At 70.5% G+C, this 14,044-nt stretch carries 15 protein-coding genes; 4 read left to right on the forward strand and 11 right to left on the reverse strand.

The window, feature by feature from the left end; all coding sequences use genetic code 11:
• The first annotated feature begins 61 nt into the window (after positions 1–61).
• Positions 62–451 (forward strand): RidA family protein, encoded by a 390-nt coding sequence (locus N1027_RS18155; RefSeq protein WP_259509827.1) that lies wholly within the window; start codon positions 62–64, stop codon positions 449–451.
• Positions 452–602: 151 nt separating this feature from the next.
• On the forward strand, positions 603–959 hold the full coding sequence (locus tag N1027_RS18160; RefSeq protein ID WP_259509829.1) for a hypothetical protein: 357 nt from the start codon (positions 603–605) through the stop codon (positions 957–959).
• Between the two features lie 27 nt (positions 960–986).
• On the opposite strand, the gene N1027_RS18165 is transcribed toward N1027_RS18160, so the two are convergent.
• Together N1027_RS18165 and N1027_RS18170 are read right to left on the reverse strand one after the other, a co-directional pair.
• Positions 987–1,400 carry a type II toxin-antitoxin system VapC family toxin gene (locus tag N1027_RS18165; RefSeq protein ID WP_259509831.1) on the reverse strand — a complete coding sequence of 138 codons (414 nt, stop codon included), beginning with the start codon at positions 1,398–1,400 and terminating at the stop codon, positions 987–989.
• Complete coding sequence (locus N1027_RS18170; RefSeq protein ID WP_259509832.1) at positions 1,397–1,639, reverse strand: FitA-like ribbon-helix-helix domain-containing protein; 243 nt, start codon at positions 1,637–1,639, stop codon at positions 1,397–1,399. Before N1027_RS18170 ends, N1027_RS18165 begins: the two co-directional genes overlap by 4 nt.
• Positions 1,640–1,776: 137 nt before the next feature.
• Here N1027_RS18170 and N1027_RS18175 point away from each other — a divergent pair, with 137 nt between their 5' ends.
• Complete coding sequence (locus N1027_RS18175) at positions 1,777–2,604, forward strand: hypothetical protein (protein ID WP_259509835.1); 828 nt, start codon at positions 1,777–1,779, stop codon at positions 2,602–2,604.
• Positions 2,605–2,683: 79 nt separating this feature from the next.
• Here N1027_RS18175 and N1027_RS18180 read toward each other — a convergent pair whose 3' ends face one another.
• From N1027_RS18180 to N1027_RS18220, 9 genes are all read right to left on the reverse strand, one after another.
• Positions 2,684–3,406, reverse strand: a complete 723-nt coding sequence (locus tag N1027_RS18180) for a hypothetical protein (RefSeq protein WP_259509837.1) — start codon at positions 3,404–3,406, stop codon at positions 2,684–2,686.
• A gap of 91 nt (positions 3,407–3,497) precedes the next feature.
• Positions 3,498–4,226: a hypothetical protein gene (locus N1027_RS18185; RefSeq protein ID WP_259509839.1), complete on the reverse strand. Its 729-nt coding sequence runs from the start codon at positions 4,224–4,226 to the stop codon at positions 3,498–3,500.
• 114 nt (positions 4,227–4,340) lie between these two features.
• Positions 4,341–5,162, reverse strand: coding sequence for a mycofactocin-coupled SDR family oxidoreductase (locus N1027_RS18190; RefSeq protein WP_259509841.1), 822 nt, complete (start codon positions 5,160–5,162; stop codon positions 4,341–4,343).
• A 138-nt stretch (positions 5,163–5,300) separates the two neighbouring features.
• Positions 5,301–6,272, reverse strand: coding sequence for a LacI family DNA-binding transcriptional regulator (locus tag N1027_RS18195; protein WP_259510482.1), 972 nt, complete (start codon positions 6,270–6,272; stop codon positions 5,301–5,303).
• A gap of 113 nt (positions 6,273–6,385) precedes the next feature.
• The gene (locus N1027_RS18200) at positions 6,386–7,303 is read right to left on the reverse strand and encodes a hypothetical protein (protein WP_259509843.1); all 918 of its coding nucleotides are present in this window, start codon (positions 7,301–7,303) and stop codon (positions 6,386–6,388) included.
• Positions 7,300–8,679, reverse strand: a complete 1,380-nt coding sequence (locus tag N1027_RS18205) for an FGGY family carbohydrate kinase (protein WP_259509845.1) — start codon at positions 8,677–8,679, stop codon at positions 7,300–7,302. The genes N1027_RS18200 and N1027_RS18205 overlap by 4 nt, the downstream gene beginning before the upstream one ends.
• A 203-nt stretch (positions 8,680–8,882) precedes the next feature.
• Entirely contained in the window at positions 8,883–9,650 is a 768-nt protein-coding gene (locus N1027_RS18210) for an SDR family oxidoreductase (RefSeq protein ID WP_259509847.1), read from the reverse strand.
• Positions 9,651–9,760: 110 nt separating this feature from the next.
• Positions 9,761–10,555, reverse strand: a complete 795-nt coding sequence (locus N1027_RS18215) for an SDR family oxidoreductase (protein WP_259509849.1) — start codon at positions 10,553–10,555, stop codon at positions 9,761–9,763.
• Positions 10,552–13,032, reverse strand: coding sequence for an FGGY-family carbohydrate kinase (locus N1027_RS18220; protein ID WP_259509850.1), 2,481 nt, complete (start codon positions 13,030–13,032; stop codon positions 10,552–10,554). The genes N1027_RS18215 and N1027_RS18220 overlap by 4 nt, the downstream gene beginning before the upstream one ends.
• 142 nt (positions 13,033–13,174) lie before the next feature.
• Between N1027_RS18220 and N1027_RS18225 the strand changes: the two genes are divergently transcribed.
• Positions 13,175–13,936 (forward strand): DeoR/GlpR family DNA-binding transcription regulator, encoded by a 762-nt coding sequence (locus tag N1027_RS18225; RefSeq protein ID WP_259509852.1) that lies wholly within the window; start codon positions 13,175–13,177, stop codon positions 13,934–13,936.
• Positions 13,937–14,044: the final 108 nt, after the last annotated feature.

Here is a 14,044-nt window from a genome sequence, read left to right on the forward strand (position 1 = left end):
TGTCTGGACGGATGTCGGTGGTGCGCGCCATACTCGGGGCATCGAGACGAAGGGACACCCCATGAGCACGCACCTCACCTCCATCGACCCGCCGTCGATTCCGCAGAGCCCCGTCTTCGCGCAGGGCATGATCATTCCGGCCGGGCCGACCCTCTACGTCGGCGGCCAGAACGGCATCGACAGCGACGGCACCCTACTGAAGGGGCTCCGAGCGCAGACCGAGCAGGCGCTGCGGAACGTGCTCGCGGTGCTGGCCGAGGCAGGCACGGGCCCAGAACACGTCGCCAAGCTCACGATCTACCTCACCAGCGGCGTCGACCCGAACGAGGCCTATGCGGCGAGCGCCGCTGTCTGGACCGAGCGCACCGCGGTCACCGTGGTCTCCGTGGTGATGTCGCGCCCCGGCGTCCTGGTCGAGATCGAGGCGGTGGCGGCGATCCCGGTGAAGTGACCGCTTGCGCTCGTGGCACCTGGGTACCGCGGATGGGGTTGCTGGGGCGACGGATCTCCACCTTTAGGAGGATTCGCACGCTCGGGCCGCACGCGACGATGGAGGAACCGGCAGGGAGCCGGCCGGAGAGCGTGAAGCGTGGAGGTTCGACATGGCACAGGTGTGGTGCATCGTGAGCGACGACAACGAGACAGCTCGAGAACTCGCCGAACCGCTGCTGCGCGACGGACGCCAGGTGGCCCTGCTCTCGCCCGACGTCAGCTCGTTCGCGATGCTCGTCAACGAGTGGGGCGATGCGGTGCTGTCGGCCGAGATCCGTGAGCCGAGCATCCTGTCGCTCACCGACGCGCTCTGGCAGATCGAGGAGAACTTCGGTTGCGTCGACGTCATCGCCCTCGTCGACGACTCCCGCGAGCCCGCCCGGGTGCAGGATGCGGTGCACTTCTTCGCGTCGCGCTGGCCCGGGGCCGACGTCGTGATCGTCGCCCCGGCCACGGCGCCGCACTGATCCGCCGGCGCCGGCGTTCGCGTCAACTCAAAGCGCCCACGGGTTGACGATGTCGATCCCGAGGTCGTCGAAATCCCGCTCGTTCCGGGTGGCGAGCGTCGCGCCGTGGGTGCGGCAGATCGCGGCGATCATCCCGTCTTCGACGCTGAGGGCACGGCCCGCGCCGCGCCGCTTTTCCGACAGCTCGGCATACGCCCGCGCCGAGGCTTCGCCGTAGGGCAGGATGTCGTGCCGAAAGGCTCGCACGATCGATTCGATTCCCTCGATGAGCTCAGCACGACGACGCCCATTGGGGAGAAAACGGGCGCCGCAGAGAATCTCGCCGACACTCACCGCCGTGATGGCTGCCGGCTCGTCGAGGGCGGCGAGCCAGTCGAGCACGGCCGGCGACGGCCTCGGCCGTAGCGGCTCCGACAGAACGTTCGTGTCGAGGACGATCACGAGAGGTCGAGGTCGCGCGGAAGAGAGCGCGCGGGAAGATCGAGTTCTGGCACTCCGTTCGCGTCGGACCGTAACTGGTCGGTCAGCGACAACCAGGCATCGACGAACCGGTTCTGCGAGACGGCCGAGGTCAGGATCGCGCGCGCCTCCGCCTCCATGGAGCGGTTGTTGGCGGTTGCGCGCTCCTTGATACGGCGACGCACCTCGTCGTCGAGATTGCGAACGATGATCGCAGCCATGGCACTCCTTCGTTCCCCGGAACGCTATCAACGCTAGCAGTTCGTGATGCAACATGGGAGTGGGAGTCCCATTGCGAAAGGACTAATCTCGATGCGACCGGGCGACGACTGCCCGTCAGCGGATCGGGGGGCGACACGTGGAACCGATCGGGCGCGCCACCCTCCCCCTGCGCATCGTGGGCGTCGCGGGGATCGTGCTGGGCATCCTCGCGCTCCTCGGCACAATTCTCATTCCCCACAGCATGACCTGCACCAGCGCCGGCGACTGCCGCTCAGGCAACGACCTGCTCTACGTGATCGCGTCGCTGGGCCGAATCGTCGGGGCACCCTTCGCCGCGGCCGGCACCTTCGCCATCGGGCTGAGCCTGCTCACGACCGCCTTTCGGCCCAGGGCCGCTCCCGACCTCGATTCCGACCCACGCCCGGAGGCGACCGTGACCACCGAACCTGCACACGCCGACTCCCCCGCACCCGTCCTCGCTCCGGCTCAGGCCCTGTGGACGTTCGCCGGCGTGCTCTTCACGTTCTGCGCCGCAGCCGCCGTGTTCTACTCGCTGCCCATTGCACAGCTCGCCTTCGGCGCCGATTGCGACGAGAACGGATGCTCCTACTCGCCCCTGGCGCTCGCCGCGCAGATCGCCGGATTCCTTGCCCCGAGTGTGATGATCGCCTCCCTGCTCATCGCCGTGCTGGCCGTCGTGGCGAGCACGGTCAATCGCCACGGAGGCATCCGGGTCGGCCGGGCCTCCGAGCGCGACAGGCGAGACGGAGGTGGGCGCGACGAGCACGACCGCCATGACCGTCGTGACCGTCGAGACCCGGACGCCGAGCTCGACGAGCTCCTCGGCACGGCCACCGACGACCTCGACCAGGCCCGCTCCCGCGGCACGATGACCTGGCGCGGCCGCGACCTCAGCCCCTTCATGCGCCCACCCGCCGGAGACGGGCACGACGGCCGCGACTGAGCGGCGAGGCATGCGAGGCGCGCGCGGCATGCGCGCGAGGCGCGACGCCCGACGGGTGCGTACGACGCCCGGCTGAGCCTCAGACCCGCGCCATGCCCATGTTGATCGGCGCCACCACGCGCAGCACCGATCCGAGCGACTCGTCGGAGTAGAGCACCACCGCGTAGGCGTTCGGCGCCTCGAAGGCCGGCTCGTCGGGGCCCCGACTCGCCCCGAACTCCACCGCCACCTCGTAGGGGAAGGCACCGATCACTGTGCCTTCGCTTTCGAGAACGGTGCCGAGATCCTGACCCACCACGAAGCCCGGCGCCGTCGTCACCGACACGTCGTCGGCCACCGCGGGCGCGGTCGCCACCACCGAGAACTCGTGGCCCTGACCGTCGGCCGGGTTCGCGGGGCGTTCGTCGTCGACCACGCTGAATCCATCCCAGCGGTATTCGACCCCTGGATGCGTCTCGAGACTCCCCTCGAACGGCACCTCCTCGGGCTGTCCGCCGAACACCACCGCGAGAGCCTCGACCACCGACACCACGTCGTCGTCGTAGGAGAACTCGGCGAGCAGGTCACCGGATGCCCCGGCCAGTTCGAGCTGGTCGGGCCGGATCACGAGGGTGGTCACCGCCGTGAGCGGATGCGCAGGCTCATCACTTGCGAACGGCGCCGGCGTCCCGGCACCCGGGCCGGTCGTCGCACCGGCCGTGGCAGTGGAAGCGGGAGAGGACGGCGAGGACGACTCCGCGCATCCGGTCAGCACGACCGCGACGAGGGAGGCGAGCACGGCAGCTGCGGAAGTCGAGCGCATGAGCCCTCCTGTCGAGTGTCGAGTGTGAGTGCCGGAACGAGTGTCGAGTGTCGGAGCGAGAATCGGGAACGAGGAACGATCCGATCAGTCGTCAGTATGACGGGCCGCGACGCCGATCGACACTGCTCGCCGATAACGAATCCACATCATCGGAAGCGCCCGGCGGCCGTGCACCCGGTGCCCGGAAGGCCAAAGGAGAGCGATCCGCCCCCGCCGCCGGCAGGTGCTCGAGAGCCGGGCCGATGCCGGCCGAGGCCGGCACGCGCCTCCGCGGCGTCTCCATCCGATTCGGTCGCCACACGCGCCGCGCCGCGCCGAAGCCGCCGGCGGCGCCCGCAGCGGCGGCCACCACGATGGTGATGGTCGTGCCCTGCCACGATCCGAGCAGCAGAGAGAGCACGATCCACGGAACGGCCGTGCCGATGGCCACGATGTGCAGCACCGAGAATCCGCGGCGACGGAGGGCGCGCACCGGCGACCCCGCATCGACAACGTGCCGTTGCGCCCGCCGCCTCGCCTGCCCGTTCAGCACCGGCCAGGCGAGCAGGGCGACGAGCGCGGTCCACACACCCGCGCAGAGGCCCACCACCAGGCCCGCGAAGTTCACCGACGGCCGGGCGTTCGCCGCACCGTCGGCGACCAGCATCACGGCCAGCTGATAGGAGAGCAGGGCCGCCACTGCCGACGCGGCCGCACCGTGCAAGACGAACCAGCCGCTCCGGTTGTCCGAGCCGGTGTCGGTTGTCGTGCGGGACTCCGCTGCCGCACCGGGCGCATCCGTTCGTCCACCTGTTTTCGGGAACCCCTTTGTTCCGCGCATGTGTTTCCTCGCTTCTTGCCCCGGCGACGCTGCCGGTTCGGGTCGACCCCGTGCGAAACGGGGCCGGAACGGATGCGCACCAGGGTCGGCACGCATCCATCCGTTAACCCAGTCTTACCGCGCGAGGAACCCGGCGTCCACCGGCAACGCCACGCCGGTCACGTATCGGGCTTCGTCGCTGACCAGCCAGGCGATGGCATTGGAGATGTCGACGGCCTCGATCATCGGCACCGGCAAGAGGTTCGCCATGGCCGCCCCCATGCCCGGATTCGCCTGCAGGAACGCCTGCATCGCGTCGTTCACCACCATGGGCGTGTTGACCCCGGTCGGATGCACGGTGTTCACCCGGATGCTGTATTTCGCCAGCCAGTTCGTGTAGGTGTGCATGAGACCCACGACGCCGTGCTTCGCAGCCGCGTAGCCGGAGCCGCCTCCGCTGCCGTCGCCGCCTGCGCCGCTGAGGCCCTGCGTGGAGCTGGTGAGCACGATCGCGCCGCCCTCCCCCTTCTCGATCATCGACGGCACCGCCGCTTGCACCGTGTTGGCGACGCCGACGAGGTTCACCTCGATCACGTCGCGGAACGCCCGCGCGTCGTCGGCTTTGTCTCCGCCCATCGGGGCGATGCCGGCGTTGGCCAGGATGATGTCGACCGGCCCGAGTTCGGCGATGCCCTTCGCCACGGCGGCGTCGAGTGCGGCACGATCGCGCACGTCGGCCTGCACCGCCACGATCCGGCGGTCGAGCGCCTCGACCTGCGCCACGGTCTCGTCGAGATCGGCCGGGGTGGCCATCGGATACGGCACCGAATCGATCTGCTCGCAGATGTCGACGGCGATGATGTTCGCGCCCTCCTGCGCGAGACGGATGGCGTGACTCCGGCCCTGCCCGCGAGCAGCACCGGTGATGAAGGCGACTTTGCCCTCCAGCTTTCCCATTGCGTATCCCTTCCTCGAACGTCCTCGACAGCACGAGGGCTCGCCCGATGGAAGATCGAGCAACGCCGCTCGTTTCGGCACTGAGTGCCGTTATAGGGAGGCTAGCGAGGTGGCGCGAGGGTTACAAGGGCCGCCGATTCAGTGCAGCCCGCAGGAATCCCGCACCGTCAGCCCGACCGGCACGACCGTCGAGTGCTCGTAGCGGGCATCCGGAGCGTTGAACCGCTGCAGTGCCCGCGTGGCGGCGAGTTGCCCGAGTCGGGCCGGATCTTGATCGATGACGCTGACGGCCGGGGTGAGCCGGTCGGCCATCGGAAAGTCACCGAAGCCGACGAACGCCAGCCCCGCGGTCTTCAGTCCGGTGAAGGAGTGCATGGTGACCCGCGCGTTCGACGAGAACGCGGCCGTGGGCGGATCGGCCAGCCGCGCCAGGCGCTCGAGTTCACGGCCGGCGCCGTCGTCGCTGCCGGCGTCGAAGGCGATCAGCTGTTCGTCGAGCGGCAGCCCGGCATCGGCCAACGCCTCGGTGTAGCCGTCGAGACGACGTCGGGTGCTCGGCGGATGCGTTTGGTCGCCGAGGAAGGCGACCCGGCGGTGCCCGTGCTGCAGCAGGTGATGGGTGGCCAGGTAGGAGCCGTGGCGGTCGTCTTCGACGAACGAGTCGGCGTCGAGATCGACCGGCGCCCGGTCGACGAACTCGATCGGGGTGTGTTCCGTCCACGGGGCGAGCCAGGCGTGGTCGGCCGCCACCGGGGCGAGGATGAGCCCCATCAACTGCGTGCGCAGCAGCGCCTCGAGCACGGGGCGCTCCCGTGCGGGATCGTCGCCGATGCTCGCCACGAGCGTGGTGATGCCGCTCGCCGAGCAGACCCGCTCGACCGCCCGCACGATGGCGGCGAAGAACGGGTCGACCACGTCGGGCACGGCGACGCCGACGCTCGTCGACCGCCCGGCCCGGAAGGTGCGTGCCAGCACGTTCGGCACGTAGTTGAGGCTGCGCATCGCCTCCTCGACCCGGGTGCGGGTCTCGGGGAGCACGTGCGGGTCGTCGTTGAAGACGCGCGAGACGGTCTTGGCACTGACGCCGGCCCGTTGGGCCACGTCTTGCATCGTCGCCACTCGCGCTCCGTCCGTGCTGTTTCGGCGCGGTCCCAGCTCGGTCGCGCCGTCTCCCGCGGGCGACGACACGCATCCGTCGCCGCCCGTGAGAGTCTACGACGCGACTACCGGCGTGAAGCCCCGACCGGTCCGGCGAGCACGCCGTCGATCACGGCTTCGAGTTCGAGCAGGCGCGGCAGCGCGAGGCCGGTGAGGCGGTCTTCGCGGGTCTCGGACGAGATGGAGAGGCTGTCTTTCCAGAGCGAGCGGCCGGCCATGGCGCCACGGGCGCCGCACTCGACGGCGGTGCGCACCTGCACCACGAAGGTCTCGTGGTCGACACCTGCCGACAGCACCGCCCACGGAACGCCCTGGGCAGCGGCGGTGACGGCGGAGCATCCGTCGGCCGATCCGGCGTACTGCAGCTTCAGCACCTTCGCACCGGCAGCCACGGAGAGCTCGGCGGCACCCTCGATGAGCGAGGGGAAGACCGCGGCGTACTCCTCGTCGGTCTCGCCGTCGAGCTGGTAGGTGAGGATCTCGACGATGAGCAGCACGCCCTCGGCCTCGCACTCCTTCACGAGACGCGCGATGTCGTCGAGCACGACGGCCTCCTCGTCGCGACGGTCGGCGCGCAGGTACCAGAGCATCTTCGCGGCGTCGCCTCCGAGGTCGCGCACCTTGCGCGCGCTCATGCCCTCGACGTAGCGGGTGCGCTTGAGGCCGTTCTCGGTGGCGAAACCGGAGGCGTCCATGCCGACCACGAGGCCGGTGTCACGGCCGAGGGTGCCGTCGTCGACCACGCGGGGCAGGGCCACCTCGGGGTCGAGCAGGATGGCGGGAGCTGCGTTTCCGAGGTGGCGCAACAGGTCGGACTTGGCGTCGGCCAGTCCGTCGACGGTGATGGAGTCGGCGCCGCCGGGGGCGTCTTTCATGACGGCCTTCATGCCGTTGCGCTGGTCGGCGGCGACGATGAGCATGCCGCCGCCGGGCGTCGAGATCTTGGCCATGGCGCGGCGTTCGAGAGAGGTGAGTTCGTTCACGGGAGGTTCTCCTTGGTGAGGGGGTGGGACAGGATCGGGGTGAGCAGGCGGCCGGCGAAGAGCGCGGCGCCGTAGGCGGTGTCTTGCGAGCGGTCGGAGACGCGCACGTTCGGCAGCACCTGTTCGCGGGCTCGGCGAACGGAGCGCATGCCCGCCCAGCCGCCGGTGAGCAGAGCGGATGTCGCGGGCGGCACCTCGCGGTCCATCGCGTCGATGAGAACGGCGATCTCGTCGTTGCCGTGCCGGAGCACCGCGCTGAAGAGGTCGGCGGGGCCCGCACCGTCGGCGTGCATGGAGAGGCGCAGCACGCCGTCGTCGTTGCGGGCGCCGGCCACGTCGACGTCGCCTGATTGCAGCGTGCCCTCGAAGGGCTGCTCCATCACGGCGGCGTCGAGGGCGTCGCGTCCGGCGCGGTCGTTCACACCCACGAGGTGCAAGGTGCGGCGCATGAGCAGCCCGGTCTTCACGCCCGCGACGAGCACCCAGCGGTCGGGCACGACGTGCCGCACGCAGTTGATGAAGTGCTCGGCCAGGCGGTCGCGGGCGTCGAACGGGAGCGGTGCGTCCAGCACCCGCAGCAGAACTTCGGCCGTGCCCATGGAGACGTGGTAGCGGTCGTCCGCGAACTCCCCGGTCGACACGGCGGAGACGAGGTGGTCGTGGCCGGCCACCGTCAGCCGGGCGCCGGCGACGGAGGCCGGGAGACCGGCGGCGCAGGCCTCGCCGAGGGGTGTGCCGGCGTCGACGAAAGGGGGCAGGAAGTCGTCGGTCACGCCGAGGTGGGCCATCAGCTCGGGCCAGGGCGCGCCGGTGTCCTGGTCGAGGAGGCCGGTGCGAGAGCTCAGGGAGTACTCCGCGGCCGCCCGCCCTCCGAGACTCGCCACGACGAACTCGGGCAGGTTCAGCCATTGGGCGCCGCACAGCTCGAGACCGTTGTCGCGCAGGTGCAGCAGCTTGATCGCGGAGACCTGCACGCCGAGCGGCAGCCCGGTGCGGCCGGCGAAGGAGCTGCGGATGCTCGCGGGCAGCGCCTCCACCTGCTCGGAGCCGCGCGGGTCGAACCACGCGATGGCCGGCGAGATCGGGGCGCCGTCGGGGCCGAGCACGATGCCCGACTCCCCCATGCCCGACACGGCGATGGCGTCGATGCGCGCTTCCGGGCCACGGAGGTCGGCGAGCCCCTCGGCGGCGAGGGCGAGCAGCGCGTGCACGGTGGCGAGGAGGTCGGCGGCGTGCATGGTGGTGGTGCCGCCCGCTCCGGATCGCCACGGGGTGGGGAGCTGACGGATGAGCACCTCGGCGCCCGCGTCGTCGGCGACGAGGATCTTCACGCCGGTGCTGCCGAGGTCGAGGCCGGCGACGATCGTGCTTGTCACGTGAGCTCCCTTGGTCATGTCATCGATGTCATGGCGACACTAACACACCCATGTCATCGATGTCATGCCTTTTTTTCGACCGCTCAGCTCGCGTTTGCCCGAGGCGCATCGGTTTCGGGAGGAGCAGCGTGAACCGACGCCCAAATACGGGCGTCGTGTCACGCAGCTCCTCCCGAAAACGCGCCAGTCGGGCTGGTGCCGGGTCAGACGGCCGTGTAGCCGCCGTCGATCACGATGCTCTGCCCGGTGAGGTACGACGAGACATCCGACGCGAGGTAGAGCGCCAGCCCGTGCAGGTCTTCGGGCTCCCCCATCCGGCCCGCCGGGATCGTGCTGATCCACTGCGCCGCCAGGTCGGGATTCGCTTCGGTGAACTCCCGCGTCATGTCGGAGAGGAAGTAACCCGGCGCGATCGCGTTCACCCGGATGCCCGCGGGCGCCCACTCCACGGCGAGCGACGACGCGAGGTGGCTGACGGCCGCCTTCGACGCGTTATAGGAGGCTTGGAACTGCGGCTGGTTCACGATGAACGCCGACATCGACGAGATGAACACCGCGGAGGCCGGCCGACCCGCGGCCAGCGCCCGGCGGCCGAACGACTGAGCCGCGAAGAAGGTGCCGTCGAGGTTCACCGAGAGCACCTTGCGCCACGTCTCGGCCGGCACGTCGACGCTGTCGCCCCAGATCGTGATGCCCGCCGCGGTCACGAGGAGCGACGCGGTGCCGAGCTCGTGCTCGGCCCTCGCGAACGCGGCGTCGACGGCAGCAGCGTCGGTCACGTCGACCACGTAGCCGCGGGTCTGCACCCCCGAATCCGCTGCGAGTCGCTCAGCCGACTGCTCGACGATCGGCAGCAGGTCGAGCAGGGCGACGTTCACGCCCTGCCCCGCCAACGCGCTCGCCAGCGAGTAGCCGAGCCCGCGGGCTCCGCCGGTGACGACCGCGGTGCGGCCGGTCAAGTCGTCGAACATGGGGTCTCCTTCGTGAGCGTGGCGATCGCGGTGGTGGCAGTGGCGGCGGTGGCGGTGGCGGTGGCGGTGGCGGTGGCGGTGGCGATTCTGGCGGATGTGGGGCGCACGGCTCAGATCTCCTGATCGGTCGGCAAGATCACGAGATCGCGAATGGTGACGTGCCGCGGACGGGTGAGCATGTAGAGCACCGCGTCGGCGACATCCTCCGACCGGATGCCCGTGCGATCGCCGACCTTCTGGTTGACGCCGTCGGCACCCTCCGCGAATCCCCACAGCTCGTTCAGCACCACGCCGGGCGCCACGGCACCAGCCCGCACCCCGGTGCCCACGAGCTGTCGCCGGAGCGTGTGCACGAACGACTGCATCGCGTGTTTCGTGGCGGAGTAGACGGGCTCCCAATGGATGTCCTGGTGGCCAGAGACCGAGCTCGTCACCAGCACGTCACCGGTACCCGCCGCGATGAGGTGCGGCACTGCGGCGCGCACGGTGGCCATGGCTCCGAACACGTTCACCGACACCAGTTGTTCGATGGTGGCCGGATCGGTGTCGACGAAGTCGCCGCCGGTGTAGAGACCCGCGTTCGCGAGCACATCGTCGAGCCGGCAGAACTCGGCGAGCGCCACGCGAACGGCCTCCTCCGACACGGAGAAATCGGCAACATCACCGGCGACGAACCGCGCCGGCGACGGGAGGGCGTCGGCCACCTGCCGGAGCCGCTCCTCCGAGCGACCCACGAGCACGAGCTGCGCCCCTTCGGCCGACAGCGCGTGGGCATACGAGCGCCCGATGCCCGAACTCGCCCCGGTGATCAGGGCCACCCGGCCGCGCATTCGCCCCGGCAGATCGGTGGGTGCGGCGGATGTCGCGGTAGCAGCGGAGGCGTCGTGCGCGTTCGTGGCGGTCATCGGGGGGTCGCTCCATCCAGGGTGGGGTCGGGCGGGTCGGGCAGGTCAGGGGTCGCCGCTCGACGCAGCGCCGCCCGACGCAGGAGCTCGTCGGGACGGGTGTCGATGCGCGCCACGTCGGCGGCGTCGAGGAAGGTGGGGCCGCCAGCGGCGAGGGACCCGAGGATGACGTCCGCCACTTTCACCGCCATCTCGGTGATCCGCAGCACTTCGGCGGTGTCCGCGCCGAGGGCGAACATGCCGTGGTTCTGCAGGTACAGCACCTTCGGGGCCGCGCCCGTCTCGGCGATACGGTCGTGGAGCGTCCGTCGCACCACCCGGGCGAGTGTGAGACCCGGGTCGACGTACGGCACCAGAAGCGGATCGGTGCCGAGAACCACGATCTGGTCGGGGAACAGCGACCCCTCCACCAGCAGCGACGCGCGCGGGGAACAGAGCAGCGCGTTCACCGACACCGGATGCGTGTGCCCGACCGCCTCGACGCCCGGGATGTCGAGGCACACGGCGTGCAGCAGTGCCTCCACCGAGGGGCGTCGCGCTCCGCGTGCGGCCACCGCGAAGAGCGCCCGCACGGCGTCGTCGTCGTGTGCTGCCGATGACGAAGCGCCGCCGGCGGGCGCATCCACCAGTCGCAGCACCTCGACCCCGTCCATCTCCACGAAGTCGCTCGCCTCGGCGATCGCCATCGATGCTCCGGATGCTTTCACCAGCATCCGCCCGTCGCCGAGCGCCACCGAGGTGTTGCCCTCGGCGAGCACGGCCCAGCGGCGGTCGGGGCGGCCGAGCTGCCGGGAGAGGTCGACGAGGGAGGCGAGCGCGGCTTGCGGAGCTTGCGACGCGGGAGAGGGGTGCGGGGTTTGCGAGGCCTGCGACGCGTGGGGGGCTTGCGACGTGTGCGAGGCATCCGACGTGGGCGGGGCGAGCCCGGTGCGCGAAGCGGGCCCGACGGATGAGGCCCCAGCGGCGTCGCGGGAAGCAGCGGCGGGTTCGTAGCGGAGCGTCCCACCGCCCGCCGACCCGCCGGCCGCGTAGACCGCCGCGACGGTCGGGAACTCCCCCGCCGCCACGAGCTGCACGGCGAGGTTGCCGAACGCCGACGCCTCCGCAGGTCCCGCGATCACGGGCAGTCCGGTGCGCTCCGCGGTGCGGCGGCAGAGCAGCTCGTTGCGCGATCCGCCGCCGACGATCCGCACCTGACGGACCGGCGATCCGGTCAATCGCGCGACCGACAGCGCCACATCGGCGTAGGCCGCGGCCAGGCTCTCGACGATGCTCCGCACCGTTCCGAGCCTGCCCTCGGGCGGTGTCTGGCCCGACTCCGCGCAGAGCCGCGCTATCCGGGCGGGCATGTCGCCGGGGGCGAGCAGCCGCTCGTCGCCGACATCGAAGACGGGCGCCGCGAGGTCGTCACGCGTCGAGGCCTCCTGAACCAGCGCGATCGGATCGCGCGGATGCCCGAGCTCGCGCGACCATTGCCGCGCGCACTCCTCCAGCAGCCACATCCCGGCCAGATTGCGCAGCACGAGAGTGGTGCCGCCGACGCCGCCCTCGTTGGTGAAACCGGCCTGGAGAGCTTCCTCGCCGAGCACGGGCGACGCCAGACTCACCCCGGCGAGCGACCAGCTGCCGCTCGAGACCAGCAGTTGCCCGGCATCCGGTTCGGCGAAGGCCAGCGCCGAGGCGGTGTCATGCTCCGCGACGCGGAACACCGGCACGGCAGCGTCGGCGCCGATCCGAGCGGTGATCGACGGCAGAGTGACGCCCGCGACGGTTCCGGCGGCGATCGGATGCGGGAAGTCGAACGCACCGAGATCCCAACCGTCGAGAAGCTGCGGCGACCAGCGACCCGAGCGCGCGTCGAGCAACTGCGTGGTCGACGCGATGGTGCGTTCGGCACCGACGACACCGGTGAGGAGGAACACCCAGAGGTCGGGCACCAGCAACACGGTGCCACCGGATGCGCCCGCGCGCCGCTCGGCGCGCAAGCGGTAGGAGGTGTTGATCGGATGCGGCGGGATGCCCGTGATCGCATACGCCCGAGCGGCGGCGACCGCCGTCTCAGCTTCGGCGGGGCCGGTCGGGTCGGCGCCGCGGTGGTGGTCGACCCTTCCGGAGAACGGCACCGAGGCGTCGTGCCCGGAGTTCTCGAGTACCGTGCGGTCGAGCACGGTGTAGTCGACGCCCCAGCTGTCCACACCGATGCCCGCGAGCACCCGGCCCTCCGTGTCGGCCGCTAGCACCGCTGCCGCGAGGCCGACGAGCGTCTCGTGGAACAGTCGCTCGATGTCCCAGCCCAGCGGGACGCCCGGGCTCGGCGAAGCGCCCGGGCTCGACGACGCGCGCGGGCCGTTCGCGAAACGGTGCACCTCTGTCATCCGCACGACACCGCCGTCGACCGTGCCGAGCATCACCCGACCGCTCGTCGCTCCCAGATCGACTGCCGCGTAGGCGCGGGGCGGGGGTGCGGCGGTGGGCATGTCACTCCCTCGTGAACGGCGTTGTCAGAACGCGGGATGTTATTTCTTGTGAAATGTAGCATTGACGCACAACCAGCGGCAAGGTAGATCGACGGCGGAATCACCATCGGAATCGACACCACGACCGACGAAGGAGCATCGGATGGCACTGAAGGGCACCCTCGACGGCGAGACCCGCCGCGCGGCTCTGCTCGACCTCACCGACGAGCGCGGCCGCCTTCAGCTGGCCGAGGCCGCCGAGCTCTGGAACGTGCATCCGATGACTATCCGCCGCGACTTCGAACTGCTCGAGAGCCTCGGCCGGGTGCGCCGGGTGCGCGGCGGCATCGTGCCCGTGCAGGTCGATGCGTTCAGCACGCGGCAGGGGCGCAACCCACGGGCCAAGGAGCGGATCGCGGCCAAGATCGTGCCGCTCCTGCCCGACGGCGGGGCGATCGGACTCGACTCCTCCACCACAGCCTTCGCCCTCGCCGATTCGCTGCCGCCGAGCAGCCGGTTCACGATGGTGACCAACGGTCTGAGCGCGTTCGAGGCGCTCTCCCGTCGACCGGAGGTGCGCGGCTACCTCACCGGCGGCGAGCGCGAGGAGCAGAACCTCAGCCTCGTCGGCGCCCTCACGCTCTCGGCGTTCTCGGCGTTCCACTTCGACTGCTCGATCATCTCCGCGCTCGGCCTGCACGGCGAGAGCGGCACGAGCGAGAGCACGCTGGCGCAGGCGGCGGTGAAGGATGCGATGGCTCGCGCATCCTCATCGGTAGTGCTCGCGGTCGACGCGTCGAAGCTGCAGTCACGGGCGCGCGTGCGCGCGCTGACGCTCGACCGCATCGACGTGCTGGTGACCGAACTCGACCCGGGCGACGCCCGACTCGACCCCTACCGCTCGGTGGTGCCGCGCATCCTGTGACCCGCATCCTGTGAGACGCACTGCATCGAGTGGGCACGATTTGTCGCCCGAGCGGCGTTTCGGCAACGAAACGTGCCCACTCGATGAGATCGGGACCGAGATCGGGAC

Source organism: Herbiconiux aconitum (assembly GCF_024979235.1).
Taxonomy (GTDB): Bacteria; Actinomycetota; Actinomycetes; order Actinomycetales; family Microbacteriaceae; genus Herbiconiux; species Herbiconiux aconitum.

Excerpts from the sequence above, each read along its gene's own strand:
- N1027_RS18180 (WP_259509837.1), bottom strand. The coding sequence starts at position 3,406 with ATGCGCTCGACTTCCGCAGCTGCCGTGCTCGCCTCCCTCGTCGCGGTC.
- N1027_RS18160 (WP_259509829.1), top strand. The coding sequence starts at position 603 with ATGGCACAGGTGTGGTGCATCGTGAGCGACGACAACGAGACAGCTCGA.
- N1027_RS18220 (WP_259509850.1), bottom strand. The coding sequence starts at position 13,032 with ATGCCCACCGCCGCACCCCCGCCCCGCGCCTACGCGGCAGTCGATCTG.
- N1027_RS18170 (WP_259509832.1), bottom strand. The coding sequence starts at position 1,639 with ATGGCTGCGATCATCGTTCGCAATCTCGACGACGAGGTGCGTCGCCGT.
- N1027_RS18210 (WP_259509847.1), bottom strand. The coding sequence starts at position 9,650 with ATGTTCGACGACTTGACCGGCCGCACCGCGGTCGTCACCGGCGGAGCC.
- N1027_RS18225 (WP_259509852.1), top strand. The coding sequence starts at position 13,175 with ATGGCACTGAAGGGCACCCTCGACGGCGAGACCCGCCGCGCGGCTCTG.
- N1027_RS18195 (WP_259510482.1), bottom strand. The coding sequence starts at position 6,272 with ATGCAAGACGTGGCCCAACGGGCCGGCGTCAGTGCCAAGACCGTCTCG.
- N1027_RS18155 (WP_259509827.1), top strand. The coding sequence starts at position 62 with ATGAGCACGCACCTCACCTCCATCGACCCGCCGTCGATTCCGCAGAGC.
- N1027_RS18215 (WP_259509849.1), bottom strand. The coding sequence starts at position 10,555 with ATGACCGCCACGAACGCGCACGACGCCTCCGCTGCTACCGCGACATCC.
- N1027_RS18190 (WP_259509841.1), bottom strand. The coding sequence starts at position 5,162 with ATGGGAAAGCTGGAGGGCAAAGTCGCCTTCATCACCGGTGCTGCTCGC.
- N1027_RS18185 (WP_259509839.1), bottom strand. The coding sequence starts at position 4,226 with ATGCGCGGAACAAAGGGGTTCCCGAAAACAGGTGGACGAACGGATGCG.